This is a genomic window from Burkholderia sp. BCC1998 (genome assembly GCF_905339875.1).
Classification (GTDB): Bacteria; Pseudomonadota; Gammaproteobacteria; order Burkholderiales; family Burkholderiaceae; genus Burkholderia.
Genome location: NZ_CAJPHE010000004.1, coordinates 12869 through 35677, shown reverse-complemented (window position 1 = coordinate 35677; position 22809 = coordinate 12869). Strand labels below are relative to the sequence as shown.

Sequence of the window (22809 nt, the reverse complement as noted above, 5' to 3'; positions counted from 1 at the left end):
GTCGGGATTTGTGTCATTCCAGCGCGCCGCTCGTCGAGCGGCGTGCTGGAATGGCATAAAAAACACACCTTGCTCCGGGTGATTCGGTCGGGACGCCGCCGCGCGGGATGGCCCGCACGGCGAATGAAATGAATGAATTCAAAGGAGCAACCATGTCCATGTTCAACAAGGTCGTGAAGGAATTCCAGTGGGGCCAGCACAAGGTGCGCCTCGAAACCGGTGAAGTCGCCCGCCAGGCGAGCGGTGCCGTGATCGTCGACGTGGAAGACACCGTCGTGCTGGCCACCGTCGTCGGCGCGAAGTCGGCGAAGCCGGGTCAGGACTTCTTCCCGCTGACCGTCGACTACCTCGAGAAGACCTACTCGGCCGGCAAGATCCCGGGCGGCTTCTTCCGTCGCGAAGGCCGTCCGTCGGAACACGAGACGCTGACGTCGCGCCTGATCGACCGTCCGCTGCGCCCGCTGTTCCCGGAAGGCTTCTACAACGAAGTCCAGGTCGTGATCCACGTGCTGTCCGTGAACCCGGAAATCCCGGCGGACATCCCCGCGCTGATCGGCGCATCGGCCGCGCTCGCCGTGTCGGGCCTGCCGTTCAACGGTCCGGTCGGTGCCGCGCGCGTCGCGTACATCGACAACGCCTACGTGCTGAACCCGACGCGTGACCAGATCAAGGCATCGAGCCTCGACCTCGTCGTCGCCGGTACGGAGCGCGCGGTGCTGATGGTCGAATCGGAAGCCGACCAGCTGCCGGAAGACGTGATGCTGGGCGCGGTCGTGTTCGGCCACGAGCAGATGCAGACGGCGATCGACGCGATCCACGAACTCGTGCGCGAAGGCGGCAAGCCCGAGTGGGACTGGCAGCCGGCACCGAAGAACGAAGCGCTGATCGCGCGCGTGACGGAACTGGCGCACGGCGACCTGCTCGCCGCTTACCAGCTGCGCGACAAGCAAGCGCGTTCGACGAAGCTGAAGGAAGTCTACGCGGCAACCTCGGCGAAGCTCGAGGAAGACGCGCTGGCGGCCGGCACGGTCGCGGCCGACAAGGCGACCGTCGGCAACATCCTGTTCGACATCGAAGCGAAGATCGTCCGTTCGCAGATCCTGAACGGCGAGCCGCGCATCGACGGTCGCGACACGCGCACCGTGCGTCCGATCGAGATCCGCACCGGCGTGCTGCCGCGCACCCACGGTTCGGCGCTGTTCACGCGTGGCGAAACGCAGGCGCTCGTCGTCGCGACGCTCGGCACGAAGGGTGACGAGCAGATCATCGACGCGCTCGAAGGCGAATACCGCGAGCGCTTCATGCTCCACTACAACATGCCCCCGTTCGCGACCGGCGAAACGGGCCGCGTCGGCTCGCCGAAGCGTCGTGAAATCGGCCACGGCCGTCTCGCGAAGCGCGCGCTGGTCAAGTGCCTGCCGAGCGCCGACGAATTCGGCTATTCGATCCGCGTCGTGTCGGAAATCACCGAATCGAACGGTTCGTCGTCGATGGCATCGGTGTGCGGCGGCTGCCTCGCGCTGATGGACGCCGGCGTGCCGATGAAGGCGCACGTCGCGGGCATCGCGATGGGCCTGATCCTCGAAGGCAACAAGTTCGCGGTGCTGACCGACATCCTCGGCGACGAAGATCACCTCGGCGACATGGACTTCAAGGTGGCCGGCACGGAGCAAGGCGTGACGGCGCTGCAGATGGACATCAAGATCCAGGGCATCACGAAGGAAATCATGCAGGTCGCGCTCGCGCAGGCGAAGGAAGGCCGCATGCACATCCTCGGCAAGATGACCTCGGCGGTCTCGGGTGCGAACACGCAACTGTCGGAATTCGCGCCGCGCATGATCACGATCAAGATCAACCCGGAAAAGATCCGCGACGTGATCGGCAAGGGCGGTTCGGTGATCCGCGCGCTGACCGAAGAAACCGGCACGACCATCGACATCTCCGATGACGGCGTCGTGACGATCGCGAGCACGAACAGCGAAGGCATGGCCGAAGCGAAGAAGCGCATCGAGCAAATCACGGCCGAGATCGAAGTCGGCCAGGTGTACGAAGGCACGGTGCTCAAGCTGCTCGATTTCGGCGCGATCGTGAACCTGCTGCCGGGCAAGGACGGCCTGCTGCACATCTCGGAAATCGTCAACGAGCGCGTGAAGGACATCAACGACTACCTGAAGGAAGGCCAGCAGGTGAAGGTCAAGGTGATCCAGACGGACGAGAAGGGTCGCGTGCGTCTGTCGGCGAAGGCGCTGCTGAACGAAGCAGCGGCGGCGTCGCATTCGGATACGCCGCCGCAGCAGTAAGCGGACAGGCGTGAGAACGGCCGGCAGTGCGAAAGCGTGCCGGCCGTTTTTTCTGTAGCATCGTTGTGCGGCGCAGCAGCGCCGGCGAGGCGCCCGTGCCGCGCACGGGTGCGCCACCCGATTCCGATCCTGGAGCGACCACCATGCAAGCCATCGAAATCACCGAATTCGGCGCCCCCGACGTGCTGAAGCTCGCGGAGCGTCCGCGCCCCGAACCGAAGCGCGGCGAAGTGCTGATCAAGGTGGCGGCTTCCGGCGTGAACCGGCCCGACGTATTCCAGCGCAAGGGCGCCTATGCGCCGCCGCCGGGGGCATCGGATCTGCCGGGCCTCGAGGTCGCGGGCGAGATCGTCGGCGGCGATCTGTCGGATGCGGCGCTGAACCCGTTCGGCCTGAAGCTGGGCGATCGCGTCTGCGCGCTGCTCGCGGGCGGCGGCTACGCCGAGTACGCGGTCGCGCCGCTGCCGCAATGCCTGCCGGTTCCCGACGGGCTGACCGACATCGAAGCCGCATCGCTGCCCGAAACGTTCTTCACGGTGTGGAGCAACGTGTTCGACCGCGCGCTGCTCGGCGCGGGCGAGGGCGGCGAGCAGGAAACGCTGCTCGTGCAAGGCGGCTCGAGCGGGATCGGCGTGACGGCGATCCAGATCGCGCACGCGCTCGGCTATCGCGTGTTCGCGACGGCCGGGAATGCCGACAAATGCCGGGCATGCGAGGCGCTCGGCGCCGAGCGCGCGATCAACTACAAGACCGAGGACTTCGTCGAGGTCGTCAAGTCGCTGACGCACGATCGCGGTGTCGACGTGATCCTCGACATGGTCGCGGGCTCGTACGTGCCGCGCGAACTGTCCGCGCTCGCGGATGGCGGCCGCCTCGTGCTGATTGCGCTGCTCGGCGGGGCGAAGGCCGAGGTCAATCTGAACGAGATCCTGCGCCGCCGGCTGACGGTGACGGGCTCGACACTGCGTCCGCGTCCGGTCGAGTTCAAGGCGCGCATCGCCGCGCAGCTGAAGGCGCGCGTCTGGCCGCTGCTCGCGGACGGCCGCATCAAGCCCGTGATCTACCGCGTGCTGCCGGCCGGCGAGGCCGCGCAGGCGCATGCGCTGATGGAAAGCGGCGAGCACATCGGCAAGATCGTGCTCGATTGGGGTACGACCGCCTGACGGCCGTGCGGCCGGACTTGACATGCGCGGTTTGACCGGTTCAAGCCGTGCGCAGTAAAATCGCGGGTTTGCTTCGCCAGATCCAACCTGACGGCCGGTTTCCGGTGCGTTAATGACAAGATAGTGACGAGACAGACACGATGTCGAAACAACGAACGAAGCGAGTGATCGGCAACTGGAAGATGCACGGCCGGCTGGCCGGCAACCAGGCATTGCTGAACGAAGTGGTGCAGGGCGCAGGCGCGGTGGCGGCCGAGACGTCGATCGGCGTGTGCGTGCCGTTCCCGTATCTCGCGCAGGTTCAGGCGCAGCTCGCCGGCGGCCGTGTCGCGTTCGGCGCGCAGGACGTGTCCGCGCACGAGCAGGGCGCGTTCACCGGTGAAGTGGCGGCCGCGATGGTGGCGGAGTTCGGCGCGCAGTATGCGATCGTCGGTCACTCGGAGCGTCGCGCGTATCACGGCGAGCGCAGCGAAACCGTCGCTGCGAAGACGCGGCGCGCGCTCGCGGCAGGCCTCACGCCCGTCGTGTGCGTCGGTGAAACGCTCGACGAGCGCGAAGCCGGTGCGACCGAGCAGGTGGTCGGTGCGCAGCTCGACGCCGTGCTGGGCGTGCTGACGGCCGAGGAGGCGGCGCGCATCGTCGTCGCGTACGAGCCGGTCTGGGCGATCGGCACGGGCAAGAGCGCGACGTCGGCGCAGGCGCAGGACGTGCACGCATTCCTGCGTGCGCGTCTCGCGGCGAAGGGGGCGGCGGACGTATCGGTGCTGTACGGCGGCAGCGTGAAGCCGGACAACGCGGAAGAGCTGTTCGCGCAGCCGGACATCGACGGCGGCCTGATCGGCGGCGCGTCGCTGAAGGCGGAAGATTTCCTGGCGATCTGCCGGGCCGCACGTTGAGCGGTCCGGGGTCGAATTGAACCATGATGGCGGCCGGTCGGTCCGGTCGCCTGATCCAATTGGGTGGGTGTGATGCTGTTATTCAAGACGCTGATTATTGTCGTGCAGGTGCTGTCTGCACTGGGTGTGATCGGGCTGGTGCTGCTCCAGCACGGCAAGGGTGCCGACATGGGCGCTGCATTCGGCAGCGGCGCGTCGGGCAGCCTGTTCGGTGCGACGGGCTCCGCGAACTTTCTGTCGCGCACGACGGGCATTCTCGCGACGATCTTTTTCGTCGCGACGCTCGCACTGACGTATCTCGGTTCGTACAAGTCGACGCCGTCGGCCGGCGTGCTCGGCACGGCAGCGACCGCGCCGGCATCGGCGCCTGCAGCATCGGCACCGGCAGTCGCGGCGTCCGCCGCGGTTGCGGGGTCGGCCGCAAGCGCGCCGGGCCAGGACGTCCCGAAATAAAAAGTTAAATTTTTTGCGGTTGTGCGTTGAACAAATCTGGAACTCGGGTTAGAATTTAATTCTTGAAGCGATTCGCGGGAAACAAGCAGTACAACCCGAGTTGCATGCAGTGCCGACGTGGTGAAATTGGTAGACACGCTATCTTGAGGGGGTAGTGGCGAAAGCTGTGCGAGTTCGAGTCTCGCCGTCGGCACCAAAGTTACTCAATGCCAGCCGCTTCTAGTGGCTGGCATTTTTCATTTGTGGGGTGTGCCTTGCGATTGTCTTGTGATTGCACGCACTCCGAAATGATTCCTTCCGCCGGAAGTGGTATTCTCCGGACGCTCAGAACCAACCGATAGAGGATTGCCTTGAACCTCGCAGCCTATTACCCCGTCTTGTTGTTCCTCCTCGTGGGCACTGGTTTAGGTATAGCGCTGGTCAGCATCGGCAAGCTCCTTGGTCCCAACAAGCCGGACGTCGAGAAGAACGCACCGTACGAGTGCGGCTTCGAAGCCTTTGAAGACGCCCGGATGAAATTCGACGTCCGGTACTACCTCGTCGCCATCCTGTTCATCATCTTCGATCTCGAAACCGCATTCCTGTTTCCGTGGGGCGTCGCGCTCCGGGACATCGGCTGGCCGGGTTTCATCGCAATGATGATTTTTCTGCTCGAATTCCTGCTGGGCTTTGCCTATATCTGGAAGAAAGGCGGCCTCGACTGGGAGTGATGGGTTAATCGCCGGTTTGCATGGGCGGCCACGCTGGGCCGCTCGTCTGGAGTGGAAAGCAAATGAGTATCGAAGGGGTCTTGAAGGAAGGGTTTGTCACCACGACGGCTGACAAGCTGATCAACTGGACGCGTACCGGCTCGCTGTGGCCGATGACGTTCGGGCTCGCGTGTTGCGCCGTCGAGATGATGCATGCGGGCGCGGCCCGTTACGACCTGGACCGGTTCGGGGTCGTGTTCCGTCCGAGCCCGCGTCAGTCGGACGTGATGATCGTCGCCGGCACGCTGTGCAACAAGATGGCGCCCGCACTGCGCCGCGTGTACGACCAGATGGCCGAGCCGCGCTGGGTGATCTCGATGGGGTCGTGCGCGAACGGTGGTGGCTACTACCACTACTCGTACTCGGTGGTCCGCGGTTGCGACCGGATCGTGCCGGTCGACGTCTACGTGCCGGGCTGTCCGCCCACGGCCGAGGCGCTGGTCTACGGCGTGATCCAGCTTCAGGCGAAGATCCGCCGCACCAACACCATCGCCCGTCAATAAAGCCCCGAGCGTCCCCTCAATATGGCAAGCAAAATCGAGACCCTCAAGGCCAACCTCGAAGCCGCGCTCGGCGCGCGCGTGGTGAGCCTCACCGAAGCGATCGGTGAACTGACGCTCGTCGTGAAGGCGAGCGATTACCTCGAAGTCGCAAAGACGCTGCGCGACGATCCGAAGCTCCGTTTCGAGCAGCTGATCGACCTGTGCGGCATCGACTATCAAACGTACGGCGACGGCGCCTACGACGGCCCGCGTTTCGCGGCCGTGTCGCAGTTGCTGTCGGTCACGAACAACTGGCGCCTGCGCCTGCGCGTGTTCGCGCCGGACGACGATCTGCCGATCGTGGCGTCGCTCGTCGACATCTGGACCTCCGCAAACTGGTACGAGCGCGAAGCGTTCGACCTGTACGGCCTCGTGTTCGAGGGTCACCCCGACCTGCGCCGCATCCTCACCGACTACGGCTTCATCGGCCATCCGTTCCGCAAGGACTTCCCGGTGTCGGGCTATGTCGAAATGCGTTACGACCCGGAAGAGAAGCGGGTCGTCTACCAGCCGGTGACGATCGAGCCGCGCGAAATCACGCCGCGCGTGATCCGCGAGGATCGCTATGGCGGTCTGAAACATTAAGGGGGCGTCATGGCAGAAATCAAGAACTACACCCTCAACTTCGGCCCGCAGCACCCGGCAGCGCACGGCGTGCTGCGCCTGGTGCTCGAGCTCGACGGCGAAGTCATCCAGCGTGCCGATCCGCACATCGGTCTGCTGCACCGCGCGACCGAAAAGCTCGCGGAAAGCAAGACCTTCATCCAGTCCGTGCCGTACATGGATCGTCTCGACTACGTGTCGATGATGGTCAACGAGCACGGCTACGTGCTCGCGATCGAGCGCCTGCTCGGCATCGACGTGCCGGAGCGCGCGCAGTACATCCGCGTGCTGTTCGACGAGATCACCCGCGTGCTGAACCACCTGATGTGGATCGGCGCGCACGCACTCGACGTCGGCGCGATGGCCGTGTTCCTGTATGCATTCCGCGAGCGCGAAGACCTGATGGACGTGTACGAAGCGGTGTCCGGTGCCCGGATGCACGCGGCGTACTACCGTCCGGGCGGCGTCTATCGCGACCTGCCTGACGCAATGCCGCAATACAAGGCGTCGAAGATTCGCAACGAGAAGGCGCTCGCGAAGATGAACGAAGCGCGCAGCGGCTCGGTGCTCGACTTCATCGACGACTTCTTCACGCGCTTCCCGAAGTGCGTCGACGAATACGAAACGCTGCTGACCGACAACCGGATCTGGAAACAGCGTCTGGTCGGGATCGGCGTCGTCAGCCCGGAGCGTGCGCTGCAGATGGGCCTGACGGGCCCGATGCTGCGCGGCTCGGGCATCGCCTGGGACCTGCGCAAGAAGCAGCCGTACGAAGTGTACGACCGCATGGATTTCGACGTGCCGGTCGGCGTGAACGGCGATTGCTACGACCGCTATCTGGTGCGCGTGGAAGAAATGCGCCAGTCGGTCCGTATCGCGAAACAGTGTATTGAGTGGCTCCGCAAGAATCCGGGCCCGGTGATGACCGACAATCACAAGGTTGCGCCGCCGTCGCGCGTCGGCATGAAGACCAACATGGAAGACTTGATTCACCACTTCAAGCTCTTCACCGAAGGTTTTCACGTGCCGGAAGGCGAAGCGTACGCGGCAGTCGAGCATCCGAAGGGTGAATTCGGCATCTACCTCGTGTCGGACGGTGCCAACAAGCCGTATCGCCTCAAGATCCGCGCACCGGGCTTCGCGCACCTCGCGTCGCTCGACGAAATGGCGCGCGGTCACATGATTGCCGACGCCGTCACGATCATCGGTACGCAGGACATCGTGTTCGGCGAAATCGATCGCTAATGGTTGCGCCGCCTGCGCGAGCGGGCGGCGAGCAGTCAGTCACACGCGAAGTCACATGCGGTATGCGCCGAGCCGGCGCGGCTTCGCAAGCTGTCAACAGTGAGCGCCAGGTCTGCCGTCCATGCACAGCAGTGCGGCAGGTTGTTCGTTCGGTAGGAATTGAAAGAGTCGTGTCTGAAAATGATCTCAGCTGAAGGCCTGAAGGAAATCGATCGAGCGTTGACGAAGTATCCCGCCGATCAGAAACAGTCCGCCGTGATGTCGGCGTTGGCCGTCGCTCAGGAAGAGCACGGCTGGCTGTCGCCCGAACTGATGCAGTTCGTCGCGGACTATCTCGGCATGCCGGCCGTCGCCGTGCAGGAAGTCGCGACGTTCTACACGATGTACGAGCTCAAACCGGTCGGCAAGCACAAGATCACGCTCTGCACGAACCTGCCGTGCCAGCTTGGCCCGCACGGCGGCGCGGAAGCGACTGCCGACTACCTGAAACAGAAGCTGGGCATCGGCTTCGGCGAGACCACGCCCGACGGCAAGTTCACGCTGAAGGAAGGCGAATGCATGGGCTCGTGCGGCGATGCGCCGGTGCTGCTGGTGAACAATCACAGAATGTGCAGCTTCATGAGCCGCGAGAAGATCGACCAGCTGCTTGAGGAGCTCTCGAAATGACGTCCCTCCACGACCGTCACATCAAACCGCTGATCCTCGCTGGTCTGAACGGCGAGAACTGGCATCTCGAAGACTACGTTGCACGCGGCGGCTACAAGCAGCTGCGCCGCATTCTCGAAGAAAAGATTCCGCCGGAGCAGGTGATTGCCGACGTGAAGGCGTCGGGCCTGCGTGGCCGTGGCGGTGCGGGCTTCCCGACCGGCCTGAAGTGGAGCTTCATGCCGCGCCAGTTCCCGGGACAGAAGTACCTCGTCTGCAACTCGGACGAAGGCGAGCCGGGCACGTTCAAGGATCGCGACATCCTGCGCTGGAACCCGCATGCGCTGATCGAAGGCATGGCCATCGGCGCGTACGCGATGGGCATCACCGTCGGCTACAACTACATCCACGGCGAAATCTTCGAAGTGTATCGACGCTTCGAGGCCGCGCTCGATGAAGCGCGTGCCGCGGGTTTCCTCGGCGACAACATCATGGGCTCGGAATTCTCGTTCCAGCTGCACGCGCACCACGGTTACGGCGCGTACATCTGCGGCGAGGAAACGGCGCTGCTCGAGTCGCTCGAAGGCAAGAAGGGCCAGCCGCGCTTCAAGCCGCCGTTCCCGGCGAGCTTCGGCGTGTACGGCAAGCCGACCACGATCAACAACACCGAGACGTTCGCCGCGGTGCCGTTCCTGCTGTCCATCGGGCCGCAGAATTACCTCGAGATCGGCAAGCCGAACAACGGCGGCACGAAGATTTTCTCGGTGTCGGGCGACGTCGAGCGTCCGGGCAACTATGAAGTGCCGCTCGGCACGCCGTTCGCGACGCTGATGGAGCTCGCCGGCGGGATGCGCGGCGGCCGCAAGATCAAGGCCGTGATTCCGGGCGGCTCGTCGGCGCCGGTGATCCCGGGCGACATCATGATGCAGACCGATCTCGATTACGACTCGATCGCAAAGGCGGGCTCGATGCTCGGCTCCGGCGCGGTGATCGTGATGGACGAGACGCGCTGCATGGTGCGTTCGCTGCTGCGCCTGTCGTATTTCTACTACGAGGAATCGTGCGGCCAGTGCACGCCGTGCCGTGAAGGCACCGGCTGGCTGTATCGCGTCGTGAATCGTATCGAGCACGGCGAAGGCCGCCAGGAAGATCTGGACCTGCTGAACTCGGTTGCCGAGAACATCATGGGCCGCACGATCTGCGCGCTCGGCGATGCGGCGGCGATGCCGGTTCGCGGGATGCTCAAGCATTACTGGGACGAATTCGCGTACCACGTCGAGCACAAGCACTGCATGGTCGGCGGCCACGCGCACGCGGCGGCAGCCTGAAGCGAAGCACCGGTTGCGGAATTTGAGCGCACGGTCGGGCGAAGGCGCGAACGGGCGGAAATAGGTTAAGGACCATTCACCATCATGGTTGAACTTGAAATAGACGGCAAGAAGGTCGAGGTGCCCGAAGGCAGCATGGTGATCCAGGCTGCGCACAAGGCGGATACGTACATTCCTCACTTCTGCTATCACAAGAAACTGTCGGTCGCGGCCAACTGCCGGATGTGTCTCGTCGAAGTCGAGAAGATGCCGAAGGCCGTGCCTGCCTGCGCGACGCCCGTGTCGGCCGGCATGATCGTGCACACGCAGTCCGACAAGGCCGTGAAGGCGCAGCAGTCGGTGATGGAATTCCTCCTCATCAACCATCCGCTCGACTGCCCGATCTGCGATCAGGGCGGCGAATGCCAGCTGCAGGATCTGGCGGTCGGCTACGGCAAGTCGTCGTCGCGCTACTCGGAAGAAAAGCGCGTGGTGTTCCACAAGAACGTGGGCCCGCTGATCTCGATGGAAGAAATGTCGCGCTGCATCCACTGCACGCGCTGCGTCCGCTTCGGCCAGGAAGTCGCCGGCGTGATGGAGCTCGGCATGCTGGGCCGCGGCGAGCACTCGGAAATCACGACGTTCGTCGGCAAGACGGTCGACTCCGAACTGTCGGGCAACATGATCGACCTGTGCCCGGTCGGCGCGCTGACCAGCAAGCCGTTCCGCTACAGCGCCCGTACGTGGGAACTGTCGCGCCGCAAGTCGGTGAGCCCGCACGATTCCGTCGGCGCGAACCTCGTCGTGCAGGTGAAGAACAACCGCGTGATGCGCGTGCTGCCGTTCGAGAACGAAGCGATCAACGAATGCTGGATTTCGGACAAGGATCGTTTCTCGTACGAAGGCCTGAACAGCGAAGAGCGCCTGACGAAGCCGATGCTGAAGCAGGGCGGCCAGTGGATCGAAACCGACTGGCAGACCGCGCTCGAATACGTCGCGAAGGGCCTGAAGGGCATCGCCGCGGATCACGGCGCGAATGCGCTGGCGATGCTCGCGAGCGCGCACAGCACCGCTGAAGAGCTGTTCCTCGTGAAGCAGCTCGCCAACGAACTGAAGACGCCGAACGTCGACTTCCGTCTGCGTCAGCAGGATTTCTCGGCGCCGGTCCAGGGCGCACCGTGGCTTGGCATGCCGATCGCCGACCTGTCGAACGTGGATGCCGCGTTCGTCGTCGGTTCGTTCCTGCGCCGTGACCACCCGCTGTTCGCCGCACGCCTGCGACAGGCCGCGAAGAACGGCGCGAAGCTGCACTTCCTGCACGCGACCGCCGACGACTCGCTGATCCCGACCGCGAAGCGCATCGTCGCCGCGCCGTCGGCATGGCTCGACGAACTGGCCGGCGTGGCCGCAGCCGTCGCGCAACTGCGCGGCGTCGCGCTGCCGGACGCGCTCGCGGGCGTCGCCGCATCGCCGGCTGCGCAAGCGGTCGCCCAGTCGCTCGTGAACGGCGAGCGCCGCGCGGTGCTGCTCGGCAACGCATCCGTCCGTCATCCGCAATTCGCGAAGCTGCACGCCGTCGCACAGTGGATCGCCGACAACACCGGCGCCACGTTCGGCTTCCTGACGGAAGCGGCGAACACGGTCGGCGCGCACGTCGTCGGCGCACTGCCGGGCGAAGGCGGCCTGAACGCACGCGAAGCGTTCGCGCAGCCGCGCAAGGGTTACGTGCTGCTGAACGTCGAACCGGAATTCGACACGGCCGATCCGGCGCAGGCGCTTGCCGCGCTGAACCAGGCCGAGATGGTCGTCGTGATGTCGCCGTTCAAGCACGGCCTCGATTACGCCGACGTGCTGCTGCCGATCGCGCCGTTCACGGAAACGGCCGGTACGTACGTGAACGCGGAAGGCTCGGTGCAGAGCTTCAACGGCGTCGTGCGCCCGCTCGGCGACACGCGTCCGGCATGGAAGGTGCTGCGCGTGCTCGGCAGCCTGCTCGGCCTGCCGAACTTCGAATACGAAACGGCGGAAGAAGTGCGTCTCGCGGCGCTCGGCGACGCAGGTGTCGCGAAGCGTCTGTCGAACCAGGCGTCGGCCGCACCGGCCCGCGTCGCGGCAACTGCCGCGAACGGCGGCTTCGAGCGCCTCGCCGACGTGCCGATCTATCATGCCGACGCACTCGTGCGCCGCGCAGGTGCGCTGCACCTGACGGCCGCCGCGAAGGTAGCGAACGCCGCAGCCCTGCCGGCCGCGCTGTTCGACAAGCTGGGCTTGAAGGAAGGCGACGCGGTGCGCGTGCGCCAGGGCGAGCGTGCGGTGCAGTTGCCGGCCGTGCGCGACGCGAATCTTGCGGAGACGGTCGTTCGCGTGTCGGCGGCTACGCCTGCCGGCGCAGCGCTCGGCAGCCTGTCCGGTGAACTGGTGGTGGAGAAGGCGTAAATGAGCTTGTTCGATACGATCAACGCGGGCGGCGCCCAGGTTCTCGGCGTCGCGTGGCCGACGGTGTGGGCAATCGTGCGCATCCTCGTCGTCTCCGTCGTCATCCTGCTGTGCGTCGCGTACCTGATTCTGTGGGAACGCAAGCTGATCGGCTGGATGCACGTGCGTCTCGGCCCGAACCGCGTCGGCCCCGCCGGCCTGTTGCAGCCGATCGCCGACGTGCTGAAGCTGCTGCTGAAGGAAGTGATTCAGCCGAGCGCCGCCAGCCGCTGGCTGTACCTGATCGCACCGGTCATGACCGTCGTGCCGGCGTTCGCCGTGTGGGCGGTGATCCCGTTCCAGGCCGAAGCCGTGCTCGCGAACGTGAACGCGGGCCTGCTGTACGCGATGGCGATCTCGTCGATCGGCGTGTACGCGGTGATTCTCGCCGGCTGGGCATCGAACTCGAAGTACGCGTTCCTCGGCGCGATGCGCGCCGCGGCGCAGATGGTCTCGTACGAAATCTCGATGGGCTTCGCGCTGGTGCTCGTGCTGATGACGGCCGGCAGCCTGAACCTGTCGGAAATCGTCGGCTCGCAGCAGCACGGTTTCTTCGCCGGCCACGGCGTGAACTTCCTGTCGTGGAACTGGCTGCCGCTGCTGCCGGCGTTCGTCGTCTACTTCGTGTCCGGCATCGCCGAAACGAACCGTCACCCGTTCGACGTGGTGGAAGGGGAGTCGGAGATCGTCGCGGGTCACATGATCGATTACTCGGGCATGGCGTTCGCGCTGTTCTTCCTCGCCGAGTACATCAACATGATCGTGATCTCGGCACTGGCCTCGACGCTGTTCCTCGGCGGCTGGGACGCACCGTTCGAATTCCTGTCGTTCATTCCGGGCATCTTCTGGCTGGTGCTGAAGGTATTCGCGCTGCTGTCGGTGTTCATCTGGGTGCGCGCGACGTTCCCGCGCTACCGTTACGACCAGATCATGCGTCTGGGCTGGAAGGTGTTCCTGCCCGTCACGGTGATCTGGGTGGTCGTGGTCGGCTTCTGGATGATGTCGCCGCTCAACATCTGGGTGAAGTAAAGATCGGACGAAATCATGACGGCAATCCAACACTTCTTTAAGACCTTCTTCCTGACGGAGCTGCTGAAGGGGCTCGCGCTGACCGGTCGTTACACGTTCCGGCGCAAGTTCACCGTGCAGTTCCCGGAAGAGAAGACCCCGATTTCGCCGCGTTTCCGCGGGCTGCATGCGCTGCGCCGCTACGAAAACGGCGAAGAGCGCTGCATCGCGTGCAAGCTCTGCGAGGCCGTGTGCCCCGCGATGGCGATCACGATCGAATCGGAAACGCGCGCGGACAACACGCGCCGCACGACGCGCTACGACATCGACCTGACGAAGTGCATCTTCTGCGGTTTCTGCGAAGAAAGCTGCCCGGTCGATTCGATCGTCGAGACGCAGATTCTCGAATATCACGGCGAAAAGCGCGGCGACCTGTATTTCACGAAGGAAATGCTGCTCGCGGTGGGCGATCGCTACGAGAAGGACATCGCTGCGGCGAAGGCCGCCGACGCGCCGTATCGTTGATTGTGTTTGCAGTGCCGGCCCGGCATGAACGGGCCGAGCCGCCGCGACGGGTGCGGCACGCGAGAGCGTCCCGCAAGCCGCGCCTGACTATGGCCTAACGATGAACCGGTAATCATGGAATTCACGACCGTACTGTTCTACATCTTCGCGCTGCTCCTGGTGGTATCAGGGCTGAAGGTGATCACTTCGCGCAACCCGGTGGCGTCTGCGCTTTTCCTTGTGCTGGCGTTCTTCAACGCCGCCGCGATCTGGATGCTGCTGGAAGCGGAGTTCCTCGCGATCCTGCTGGTGCTGGTGTACGTGGGCGCCGTGATGGTGCTGTTCCTGTTCGTCGTGATGATGCTGGACATCAACATCGATTACCTGCGCCGCGACTTCAAGCGCTTCGTGCCGATGGCGACGGTCGTCGGCGCGATCATCGTGGTCGAGACCGCGCTGATCCTGTGGCGTGGCTACGGCGACACGCACACCGTGCACGCGATGGCGACGGGCGCGATGGCCGACTGGTCGAACACGCGTCTGATCGGCAAGGTGATCTACACCGACTACATCTTCGCGTTTGAAATCGCCGGCCTGGTGCTGCTGGTCGCGATCATCGCCGCGATCGGGCTGACCGAGCGCAAGGGCAAGGACAGCAAGCGCCAGCGCGTGTCGGATCAGGTCAAGGTGCGCCGCGACGACCGCGTGCGCCTCGTGAAGATGGAAGCGGACAAGCCGCAGCCGGAAACGGCGCAGAGCGAAGCCGGTACGAGCACCAACGGCTAAGCGGAGGAAAGGAAAACCATGCTGACTCTTGCTCATTACCTCGTGCTCGGCGCGATCCTCTTTGCGATCGCGATCGTCGGGATCTTCCTGAACCGCCGCAACATCATCATCATCCTGATGGCGATCGAACTGATGCTGCTGGCGGTGAACACCAACTTCGTCGCGTTCTCGCACTACCTCGGCGACGTGCACGGCCAGATCTTCGTGTTCTTCGTGCTGACCGTCGCCGCAGCGGAAGCCGCGATCGGTCTCGCGATTCTGGTGACCCTGTTCCGTAAGCTCGACACGATCAATGTCGAGGATCTCGATCAGCTCAAAGGTTAATTTCAGGCAACGCTGTTATGTCAACGACACTCAATGAAAACCTGCTGCTGGCGATTCCGCTCGCTCCGCTGGCCGGCTCGCTGATTGCGGGGCTGTTCGGGAACGCAGTCGGGCGCAAGGGCGCACACCGGATCACGATCCTCGGCGTAATGATCGCGTTCCTCCTGTCGGCGAAAGTCTTCGCCGACGTCGTGATGGGCGGCGCGAGCTTCAACGCGACCGTCTACGAATGGATGCGGGTCGGCTCGCTGAAGCTCGAAGTCGGCTTCCTCGTCGATTCGATGACGGCGATGATGATGGTCGTCGTGACCTTCGTGTCGCTGATGGTGCACATCTACACGATCGGCTACATGCAGGAAGAGGACGGCTACCAGCGCTTCTTCTCGTACATCTCGCTGTTCACGTTCTCGATGCTGATGCTCGTGATGAGCAACAACTTCCTGCAGCTGTTCTTCGGCTGGGAAGCGGTGGGTCTGGTGTCGTACCTGCTGATCGGCTTCTACTTCACGCGTGAGAGCGCGATCTACGCGAACATGAAGGCGTTCCTCGTGAACCGCGTGGGCGACTTCGGCTTCCTGCTCGGCATCGGCCTGCTGCTCGCGTTCGCGGGTTCGATGAACTACGGCGAAGTGTTCGCGAAGCGTGCCGAGCTCGCCAGCCTGCACTTCCCGGGCACCGATTGGGGCCTGCTGACCGTCGCCTGTATCTGCCTGTTCATCGGCGCGATGGGTAAATCGGCACAGTTCCCGCTGCACGTGTGGCTGCCCGACTCGATGGAAGGCCCGACCCCGATCTCCGCGCTGATTCACGCGGCGACGATGGTGACCGCCGGCATCTTCATGGTGTCGCGCATGTCGCCGCTGTTCGAACTGTCGGATACCGCGCTGTCGTTCATCACGGTGATCGGCGCGATCACGGCGCTGTTCATGGGTTTCCTCGGCATCATCCAGAACGACATCAAGCGCGTGGTCGCGTATTCGACGCTGTCGCAGCTCGGCTACATGACTGTCGCGCTCGGCGTATCCGCGTACCCGGTCGCGCTGTTCCACCTGATGACGCACGCGTTCTTCAAGGCGCTGCTGTTCCTCGGCGCGGGCTCGGTGATCATCGGCATGCACCACGACCAGGACATCCGCAACATGGGCGGCCTGCGCAAGTACATGCCGATCACGTGGATCACGTCGTTGATCGGCTCGCTCGCACTGATCGGCACGCCGTTCTTCTCCGGCTTCTACTCGAAGGATTCGATCATCGAGGCCGTGAAGGAATCGCATCTCGCGGGTTCGGGCTTCGCGTACTTCGCCGTGGTCGCAAGCGTGTTCGTGACGGCGCTGTACTCGTTCCGCATGTACTTCCTCGTGTTCCACGGCGAAGAGCGCTTCCGCAACCCGAAGCATCCTGAATCGCCGATGGGCATGGCGGCCGCGCACGGCCACGACGATCACGGCCACGGCCATGGTCACGACGACCACGCGCACGAACCGCACGAGACCCCGTGGGTCGTGTGGCTGCCGCTCGTGCTGCTCGCGATTCCGTCGGTCATCATCGGTGCGATCGCGATCGGCCCGATGCTGTACGGCAGCTTCTTCGAACATGGCGTGGCCTTCGACAAGGTGATCTTCATCGGCGAAAACCACCCGGGCCTCGAAGAGCTGGGCAAGGAATTCCACGGCTGGGCCGCGATGGGCCTGCACTCGCTGACGACGCTGCCGTTGTGGCTCGCGATTGCCGGCGTCGTGGTCGCGTGGTTCCTGTACCTGAAGCGTCCTGAGCTGCCTGCCGTGATCCGCCGCGCGTTCGGCCCGATCTACACGCTGCTCGACAACAAGTACTACATGGACAAGATCAACGAAGTGGTGTTCGCCCGTGGTTCGGTGGCGATCGGCCGCGGCCTGTGGAAGGAAGGCGACGTCGTCGTGATCGACGGGCTCGTCAACGGCAGCGCCAAGTTCATCGGCTGGTTCGCCGGCGTGATCCGCTTCCTCCAATCCGGTTACATCTATCACTACGCGTTCGCCATGATCATCGGCATGCTGGGGCTCCTGACCCTGTTTGTAACGCTCGGCGGCAAATAAGGCGAGGGGACAAGAACAATGCACGCTTTTCCGATTCTCAGTACCGCGATCTGGTTGCCGATCGTTTTCGGCCTCCTGGTACTCGCGGTAGGTAACGACAAAAATCCGGGGACGGCCCGCTGGGTCGCGCTGATCGGCTCGCTGCTCGGTCTCGCGGTCACGATCCCGCTGATCACGGGCTTCGACTCGAGCACGGCTGCGCTGCAGTTCGTCGAGCAGTCGACCTGGATCGAACGCTTCAAGATCTCGTACCACCTCGGCGTCGACGGCATCTCGATGTGGTTCGTCGTGCTGACCGCGCTGATCACGGTGATCGTCGTGATCGCCGCGTGGGAAGTGATCACCGAGAACGTCGCGCAGTACCTGGCGGCCTTCCTGATCCTGTCCGGGATCATGATCGGCGTGTTCTCGGCCGCTGACGGCCTGCTGTTCTACGTGTTCTTCGAGGCGACCCTGATCCCGATGTACATCATCATCGGCGTGTGGGGCGGCCCGAACCGCGTGTATGCGGCATTCAAGTTCTTCCTGTACACGCTGGCCGGCTCGCTGCTGATGCTGGTCGCGCTGATCTACCTGTACACGCAGACGCATTCGTTCGACCTCGCGACGTGGCAGGGCGCCAAGATCGCGATGACGCCGCAGATCCTGCTGTTCATCGCCTTCTTCCTCGCGTTCGCGGTGAAGGTGCCGATGTGGCCGGTGCACACCTGGCTGCCGGACGCGCACGTGGAAGCGCCGACGGGCGGTTCGGTCGTGCTGGCGGCGATCATGCTGAAGCTCGGCGCATACGGTTTCCTGCGCTTCTCGCTGCCGATCACGCCTGACGCAAGCCACTTCCTGGCACCGGTCGTGATCACGCTGTCGCTGATCGCGGTGATCTACATCGGTCTCGTCGCGATGGTGCAGGCCGACATGAAGAAGCTGGTCGCGTATTCGTCGATCGCGCACATGGGCTTCGTCACGCTCGGCTTCTTCATCTTCAACCAGCTCGGCGTCGAAGGCGCGATCGTCCAGATGATCTCGCACGGCTTCGTGTCGGGCGCGATGTTCCTGTGCATCGGCGTGCTGTACGACCGCGTACACTCGCGCCAGATCGCCGATTACGGCGGCGTCGTGAACGTGATGCCGAAGTTCGCGGCATTCGCGATGCTGTTCTCGATGGCCAACTGCGGCCTGCCGGGCACCTCGGGTTTCGTCGGCGAGTTCATGGTGATTCTCGCGGCCGTCCAGTACAACTTCTGGATCGCATTCGGCGCGGCATTCACGCTGATCCTCGGCGCGGCCTACACGCTGTGGATGTACAAGCGCGTGTACTTCGGCGCGGTCGCGAACGATCACGTTGCCAAGCTGAAGGACATCGGCCGTCGCGAATTCGTGATGCTGGCCGTGCTCGCCGCGTTCACGATGCTGATGGGCCTGTATCCGAAGCCTTTCACCGACGTGATGCACGTTTCCGTGGAAAACCTCCTCTCCCAAGTCGCGCAGTCGAAGCTGCCGCTGGCCCAGTAATCGCGAGCGGAGGAACTCAAGATCATGAACGCTCCTATGAATGTCCTGTTGCCTGACGCGCTGGTGATGGTCGCCATCGTCGTCGCATGGCTGAACGACACCTTTACCGGTGCCGCTGGCCGCCGCCTGACCTATCTGATCGCGGTGGTTTCGTCGGTCGTCGCCGGCGTGTGGTTCGCGGTGCAGGCGCTCGACCCGCAGCCGTACTACTTCTTCTCGCGGATGGTCGTCGTCGACTCGTTCGCGAGCATGATGAAGGCCGTCGTGTCGATCGGCTTCGCGGTCTCGCTCGTCTATTCGCGCAAGTACCTCGAAGACCGCGACATGTTCCGCGGCGACGTGTTCCTGCTGGGCATGTTCTCGCTGCTCGGTCAGCTGGTGATGGTGTCGGGCAACAACTTCCTGACGCTGTACCTCGGCCTCGAACTGATGTCGCTGTCGCTGTACGCCGTCATCGCGCTGCGCCGCGATGCCGCGCAGTCGAGCGAAGCCGCGATGAAGTACTACGTGCTGGGCGCGCTCGCGTCGGGCTTCGTGCTGTACGGCATCTCGATGCTCTACGGCGCGACCGGCTCGCTCGAGCTGGGCGAGGTGTACAAGGCGGTCGGCGGCAACACCGACGCAGCCGTGCTGATGTTCGGCGTGATCTTCATCGTCGCCGGTATCGCGTTCAAGCTCGGCGCCGTGCCGTTCCACATGTGGGTGCCGGACGTCTACCAGGGCGCACCGACCGCGATGACGCTGTTCGTCGGCGGCGGCCCGAAGGTTGCCGCGTTCGCGTGGGGCCTGCGTTTCCTGGTGATGGGCCTGCTGCCGCTCGCACAGAACTGGCAGACCGCGCTCGTGATCCTCGCCGCGCTGTCGCTGATCGTCGGTAACATCACCGGTATCGTCCAGCGCAACATCAAGCGGATGCTCGCGTATTCGGCGATCTCGAACATGGGCTTCGTGCTGCTCGGCCTGCTCGCCGGCATCGTGAAGGGCGACGCGGCCGCACCGGCAAACGCGTACAGCTCGGCGATGTTCTACGCGATCGTCTACCTGATCACGACGCTCGGCTCGTTCGGCGTGGTGATGCTGCTCGCACGCCGCGATTTCGAAGCGGAAACGATCGACGACTTCAAGGGCCTCAACAAGCGCAGCCCGGTGTTCGCGTTCGTGATGATGGTCATGATGTTCTCGCTGGCAGGTATCCCGCCGACCGTCGGCTTCTACGCGAAGCTCGCGGTGCTCGAGGCGACCGTCAATGCGGGTCTTACGTGGCTGGCCGTGCTGGCCGTGATCACGTCGCTGTTCGGCGCGTTCTACTACCTGCGCATCGTCAAGCTGATGTACTTCGATGCACCGCAGGATACGGCTCCGGTCACCGGCGATTTCTGCAAGCGCACGATCCTCGTGCTGAACGGCCTCGCGGTCGTCGTGCTCGGCCTGATCCCGAGCCCGCTGCTGACGGCCTGCCTGCAGGCGATTCGTCACACGCTGCCGCTGTAATGTCGGCAGCCGGCTGGTTCATCGTGCTGTTGGCGCTCGTCTGCGCCAACCTGCCGTTCCTGAACCAACGCCTCTTCGCCGTCGTGCCGATCGGTGCGACGAAGAAGAACGCGTGGGTTCGGATCGGCGAGCTGATCGTGCTGTATTTCGTCGTCGGCGCGCTCGGCTTCTGGCTCGAGTCGCGCGCCGGCAACCGCTTCGAACAGGGCTGGCAGTTTTACGCGATCACGTTCAGTCTCTTTGTCGTGTTCGCGTTCCCCGGCTTCACGTTCCAGTATCTCGTCAAACGACGCTGACGGCTTCGGCCGTCGCGCTCATTCTTGGAGCCGCCGATGGCCGAACTACCCAATCACGACGCCGCACTGACCGAAACCTGTCTCGAGAGCGAGGCGATTTTCGAAGGCTCGTTCCTCAAGCTGAAGCGCGATACCGTCCGTCTGCCGGACGGCAAGCAGGCCACGCGCGAATACGTCCAGCACCCGGGCGCGGTGATGGTGATCCCGCTGTTCGACGACGGCCGCGTGCTGATGGAAAGCCAGTACCGCTATCCGATCGGCAAGGTCATGGCCGAATTCCCGGCCGGCAAGCTGGATCCGAACGAAGGCGCGCTCGCCTGCGCGGTGCGCGAACTGCGCGAGGAAACCGGCTACACGGCACGCGAATACGTGTTCCTGGCCCGGATTCACCCGATCATTTCCTATTCGACCGAATTCATCGACCTGTATCTCGCGCGCGGCCTGACGGCCGGCGAGCGCAAGCTCGACGAAGGCGAATTCCTCGAAACCTTCACGGCGACGCTGCCCGACCTGCAGGAGTGGGTGCGCACGGGCCAGATCACCGACGTGAAGACGATCATCGGCACGATGTGGCTCGACAAGGTGCTGTCCGGCGCCTGGCCGCTGGGTCCGGTCGAGCAGCCCTGACGACGCGTCAGCGGCGGGTGGGGCGCCGCGTTACAATCGGGTGACGCGGTTGCTGGCCGGCCGCGCGATCCTGGTTTAGCACGATCGTTCACAAAAGCGCGTTTTGCGCTACACTCGTCACACGCCCTGATTCAGCATGAAGGTCCTCGATTTACAGTGCCCGCACGGCCATCGGTTCGAAGGCTGGTTCGCTTCCGCCGATGAGTTCGAAGCGCAGTTGTCCCGCAAGCTGGTCGAATGTCCGGTGTGCGGGACGACCGAGATCAACCGGATGCCGTCGGCGCCTCGCCTGAACCTGTCGGGCGCGACGCAGGCCCAGCCGGCCGATCCGCGTGCGCTGCAGGCGCAGGTGATGCGCGCGCTGCGCGAGGTGCTGGAGAAGACCGAGAACGTGGGCGAGCGCTTCGCCGAGGAAGCGCGGCGCATCCATTACAACGAGGCGCCGGCACGCAGCATTCGTGGCGTCACGACGCCGGAGGATGCGCAATCCTTGGCCGAAGAAGGCATCGACGTGATGCCGCTGCCGATTCCTGCCGCGCTGAAAGAACCGCTGCAATGACGTATGCAGTGTGTCCTTGGCGGCCCGGACGGCCGCGGCCAGGAGACACTGCGCATGGATCTGGATTATTCCCCCGCCGACGACGCGTTCCGCGTCGACGTCCGCGCCTGGCTCGAGGCCAATCTGCCTCACGCACTGCGCGCCAAGGTACTCGATCACAAACGACTCGACCGCGAGGATTTCGCGAGCTGGCACCGGATTCTCGGCCAGCGCGGCTGGTCCGCGCCCGCATGGCCGGCCGAATACGGCGGCCCGGACTGGAACGCGACGCAGCGGCACATCTGGGATGAGGAGTGCGCACGCATCGGCGCGCCGACCGTACTGCCGTTCGGCGTGTCGATGGTCGCGCCGGTGCTGATGAAATACGGCAGCGAAGCGCAGAAGCGCCATTATCTGCCGCGCATTCTCGACGGCACCGACTGGTGGTGCCAGGGCTATTCGGAGCCGGGCTCCGGGTCGGACCTCGCATCGCTGCGCACGCGCGCCGAACGCCACGGCGATCACTACGTCGTCAACGGCCAGAAGACCTGGACGACACTCGGCCAGTATGCGGACATGATGTTCTGTCTCGTGCGCACCGATCCGGCGGCGAAGAAGCAGGAGGGCATCTCGTTCCTGCTGATCGACATGAAGACGCCCGGCATCACCGTGCGTCCGATCATCACGCTCGACGAGGATCACGAAGTCAACGAAGTGTTCTTCGAGGACGTGAAGGTGCCCGTCGAGAATCTCGTCGGCGATGAAAACCGCGGCTGGACCTACGCGAAATACCTGTTGGGCCACGAGCGCACCGGCATTGCACGCGTCGGCGCGTCGAAGCGCGAGCTCGCATTCCTGAAGCGCGTGGCATCGAACCAGCGCAAGAACGGCAAGCCGTTGCTCGCCGATCCCGTGTTCGCCGCGAAGGTCGCGGCGCTCGAGGTCGAGCTGATGGCGCTCGAGGTGACGGTGCTGCGCGTCGTGAGCCGCGAGACGAGCGGCAAGGGGCCGGGCCCCGAGGCATCGATGCTGAAGATCAAGGGCACCGAGGTGCAGCAGGCGCTCACCGAGCTGATGTTCGAGGCGATCGGGCCGCTCGCCGCGCCGTTCGATGTCCCGTTCCTCGAGGGCGAGCGCGAACACAGCAGCGCGGGCGACGACGATGCGGCGCCGCTCGCCGCGTACTACTTCAATTACCGGAAGACGTCGATCTACGGTGGTTCGAACGAGATTCAGAAGAACATCATCGCGCAGATGATCCTGGGGCTGTGAT

General features: G+C 64.1%; 22 protein-coding genes and 1 tRNA gene. All 23 read left to right on the top strand.

Annotation, left to right across the window (positions count from 1 at the left end; all coding sequences use genetic code 11):
- The first annotated feature begins 152 nt into the window (after positions 1-152).
- A complete protein-coding gene (gene pnp, locus U5A56_RS08735; protein WP_044844667.1) occupies positions 153-2300 on the top strand; it encodes a polyribonucleotide nucleotidyltransferase in 2148 nt (715 codons plus the stop codon).
- Positions 2301-2443: 143 nt separating this feature from the next.
- Complete coding sequence (locus U5A56_RS08730) at positions 2444-3463, top strand: NAD(P)H-quinone oxidoreductase (RefSeq protein ID WP_321921884.1); 1020 nt, start codon at positions 2444-2446, stop codon at positions 3461-3463.
- 140 nt (positions 3464-3603) lie between these two features.
- The gene (tpiA, locus tag U5A56_RS08725) at positions 3604-4359 is read left to right on the top strand and encodes a triose-phosphate isomerase (RefSeq protein ID WP_321921882.1); all 756 of its coding nucleotides are present in this window, start codon (positions 3604-3606) and stop codon (positions 4357-4359) included.
- Between the two features lie 72 nt (positions 4360-4431).
- The gene (gene secG, locus U5A56_RS08720) at positions 4432-4812 is read left to right on the top strand and encodes a preprotein translocase subunit SecG (RefSeq protein ID WP_042977371.1); all 381 of its coding nucleotides are present in this window, start codon (positions 4432-4434) and stop codon (positions 4810-4812) included.
- Between the two features lie 111 nt (positions 4813-4923).
- Positions 4924-5008, top strand: a tRNA-Leu gene (locus tag U5A56_RS08715).
- A gap of 154 nt (positions 5009-5162) precedes the next feature.
- On the top strand, positions 5163-5522 hold the full coding sequence (locus U5A56_RS08710) for an NADH-quinone oxidoreductase subunit A (protein WP_006398798.1): 360 nt from the start codon (positions 5163-5165) through the stop codon (positions 5520-5522).
- Between the two features lie 62 nt (positions 5523-5584).
- Entirely contained in the window at positions 5585-6064 is a 480-nt protein-coding gene (locus U5A56_RS08705) for a NuoB/complex I 20 kDa subunit family protein (RefSeq protein ID WP_006398799.1), read from the top strand.
- A gap of 21 nt (positions 6065-6085) precedes the next feature.
- Positions 6086-6688, top strand: a complete 603-nt coding sequence (locus U5A56_RS08700; protein ID WP_044844664.1) for an NADH-quinone oxidoreductase subunit C — start codon at positions 6086-6088, stop codon at positions 6686-6688.
- Positions 6689-6697: 9 nt separating this feature from the next.
- Positions 6698-7951 (top strand): NADH-quinone oxidoreductase subunit D, encoded by a 1254-nt coding sequence (locus tag U5A56_RS08695; RefSeq protein ID WP_044844663.1) that lies wholly within the window; start codon positions 6698-6700, stop codon positions 7949-7951.
- A 180-nt stretch (positions 7952-8131) separates the two neighbouring features.
- Positions 8132-8617 (top strand): NADH-quinone oxidoreductase subunit NuoE, encoded by a 486-nt coding sequence (gene nuoE, locus U5A56_RS08690; protein ID WP_006478266.1) that lies wholly within the window; start codon positions 8132-8134, stop codon positions 8615-8617.
- Positions 8614-9924, top strand: a complete 1311-nt coding sequence (gene nuoF, locus U5A56_RS08685; protein WP_006756904.1) for an NADH-quinone oxidoreductase subunit NuoF — start codon at positions 8614-8616, stop codon at positions 9922-9924. The genes nuoE and nuoF overlap by 4 nt, the downstream gene beginning before the upstream one ends.
- An 84-nt stretch (positions 9925-10008) precedes the next feature.
- On the top strand, positions 10009-12339 hold the full coding sequence (gene nuoG / locus U5A56_RS08680) for an NADH-quinone oxidoreductase subunit NuoG (protein ID WP_321921880.1): 2331 nt from the start codon (positions 10009-10011) through the stop codon (positions 12337-12339).
- Positions 12340-13407 carry an NADH-quinone oxidoreductase subunit NuoH gene (nuoH, locus tag U5A56_RS08675; protein WP_044844661.1) on the top strand — a complete coding sequence of 356 codons (1068 nt, stop codon included), beginning with the start codon at positions 12340-12342 and terminating at the stop codon, positions 13405-13407.
- 15 nt (positions 13408-13422) lie between these two features.
- On the top strand, positions 13423-13911 hold the full coding sequence (gene nuoI, locus U5A56_RS08670) for an NADH-quinone oxidoreductase subunit NuoI (RefSeq protein WP_011885529.1): 489 nt from the start codon (positions 13423-13425) through the stop codon (positions 13909-13911).
- A gap of 114 nt (positions 13912-14025) precedes the next feature.
- On the top strand, positions 14026-14676 hold the full coding sequence (locus U5A56_RS08665) for an NADH-quinone oxidoreductase subunit J (protein ID WP_044844660.1): 651 nt from the start codon (positions 14026-14028) through the stop codon (positions 14674-14676).
- A gap of 18 nt (positions 14677-14694) precedes the next feature.
- The gene (nuoK, locus tag U5A56_RS08660; RefSeq protein WP_004185739.1) at positions 14695-15000 is read left to right on the top strand and encodes an NADH-quinone oxidoreductase subunit NuoK; all 306 of its coding nucleotides are present in this window, start codon (positions 14695-14697) and stop codon (positions 14998-15000) included.
- 17 nt (positions 15001-15017) lie between these two features.
- Complete coding sequence (gene nuoL, locus U5A56_RS08655; protein WP_321921877.1) at positions 15018-17075, top strand: NADH-quinone oxidoreductase subunit L; 2058 nt, start codon at positions 15018-15020, stop codon at positions 17073-17075.
- A gap of 18 nt (positions 17076-17093) precedes the next feature.
- Complete coding sequence (locus tag U5A56_RS08650) at positions 17094-18584, top strand: NADH-quinone oxidoreductase subunit M (RefSeq protein WP_321921875.1); 1491 nt, start codon at positions 17094-17096, stop codon at positions 18582-18584.
- A gap of 36 nt (positions 18585-18620) precedes the next feature.
- Positions 18621-20075, top strand: a complete 1455-nt coding sequence (gene nuoN, locus U5A56_RS08645; RefSeq protein ID WP_193759852.1) for an NADH-quinone oxidoreductase subunit NuoN — start codon at positions 18621-18623, stop codon at positions 20073-20075.
- Positions 20075-20371, top strand: a complete 297-nt coding sequence (locus U5A56_RS08640; protein WP_044844656.1) for a DUF2818 family protein — start codon at positions 20075-20077, stop codon at positions 20369-20371. Before nuoN ends, U5A56_RS08640 begins: the two co-directional genes overlap by 1 nt.
- Positions 20372-20407: 36 nt before the next feature.
- A complete protein-coding gene (locus U5A56_RS08635) occupies positions 20408-20998 on the top strand; it encodes an NUDIX domain-containing protein (RefSeq protein ID WP_044844655.1) in 591 nt (196 codons plus the stop codon).
- Between the two features lie 136 nt (positions 20999-21134).
- Entirely contained in the window at positions 21135-21557 is a 423-nt protein-coding gene (locus U5A56_RS08630) for a DUF1178 family protein (RefSeq protein ID WP_006756910.1), read from the top strand.
- 54 nt (positions 21558-21611) lie between these two features.
- On the top strand, positions 21612-22808 hold the full coding sequence (locus U5A56_RS08625) for an acyl-CoA dehydrogenase family protein (protein WP_044844732.1): 1197 nt from the start codon (positions 21612-21614) through the stop codon (positions 22806-22808).
- Position 22809 lies beyond the last annotated feature (1 nt).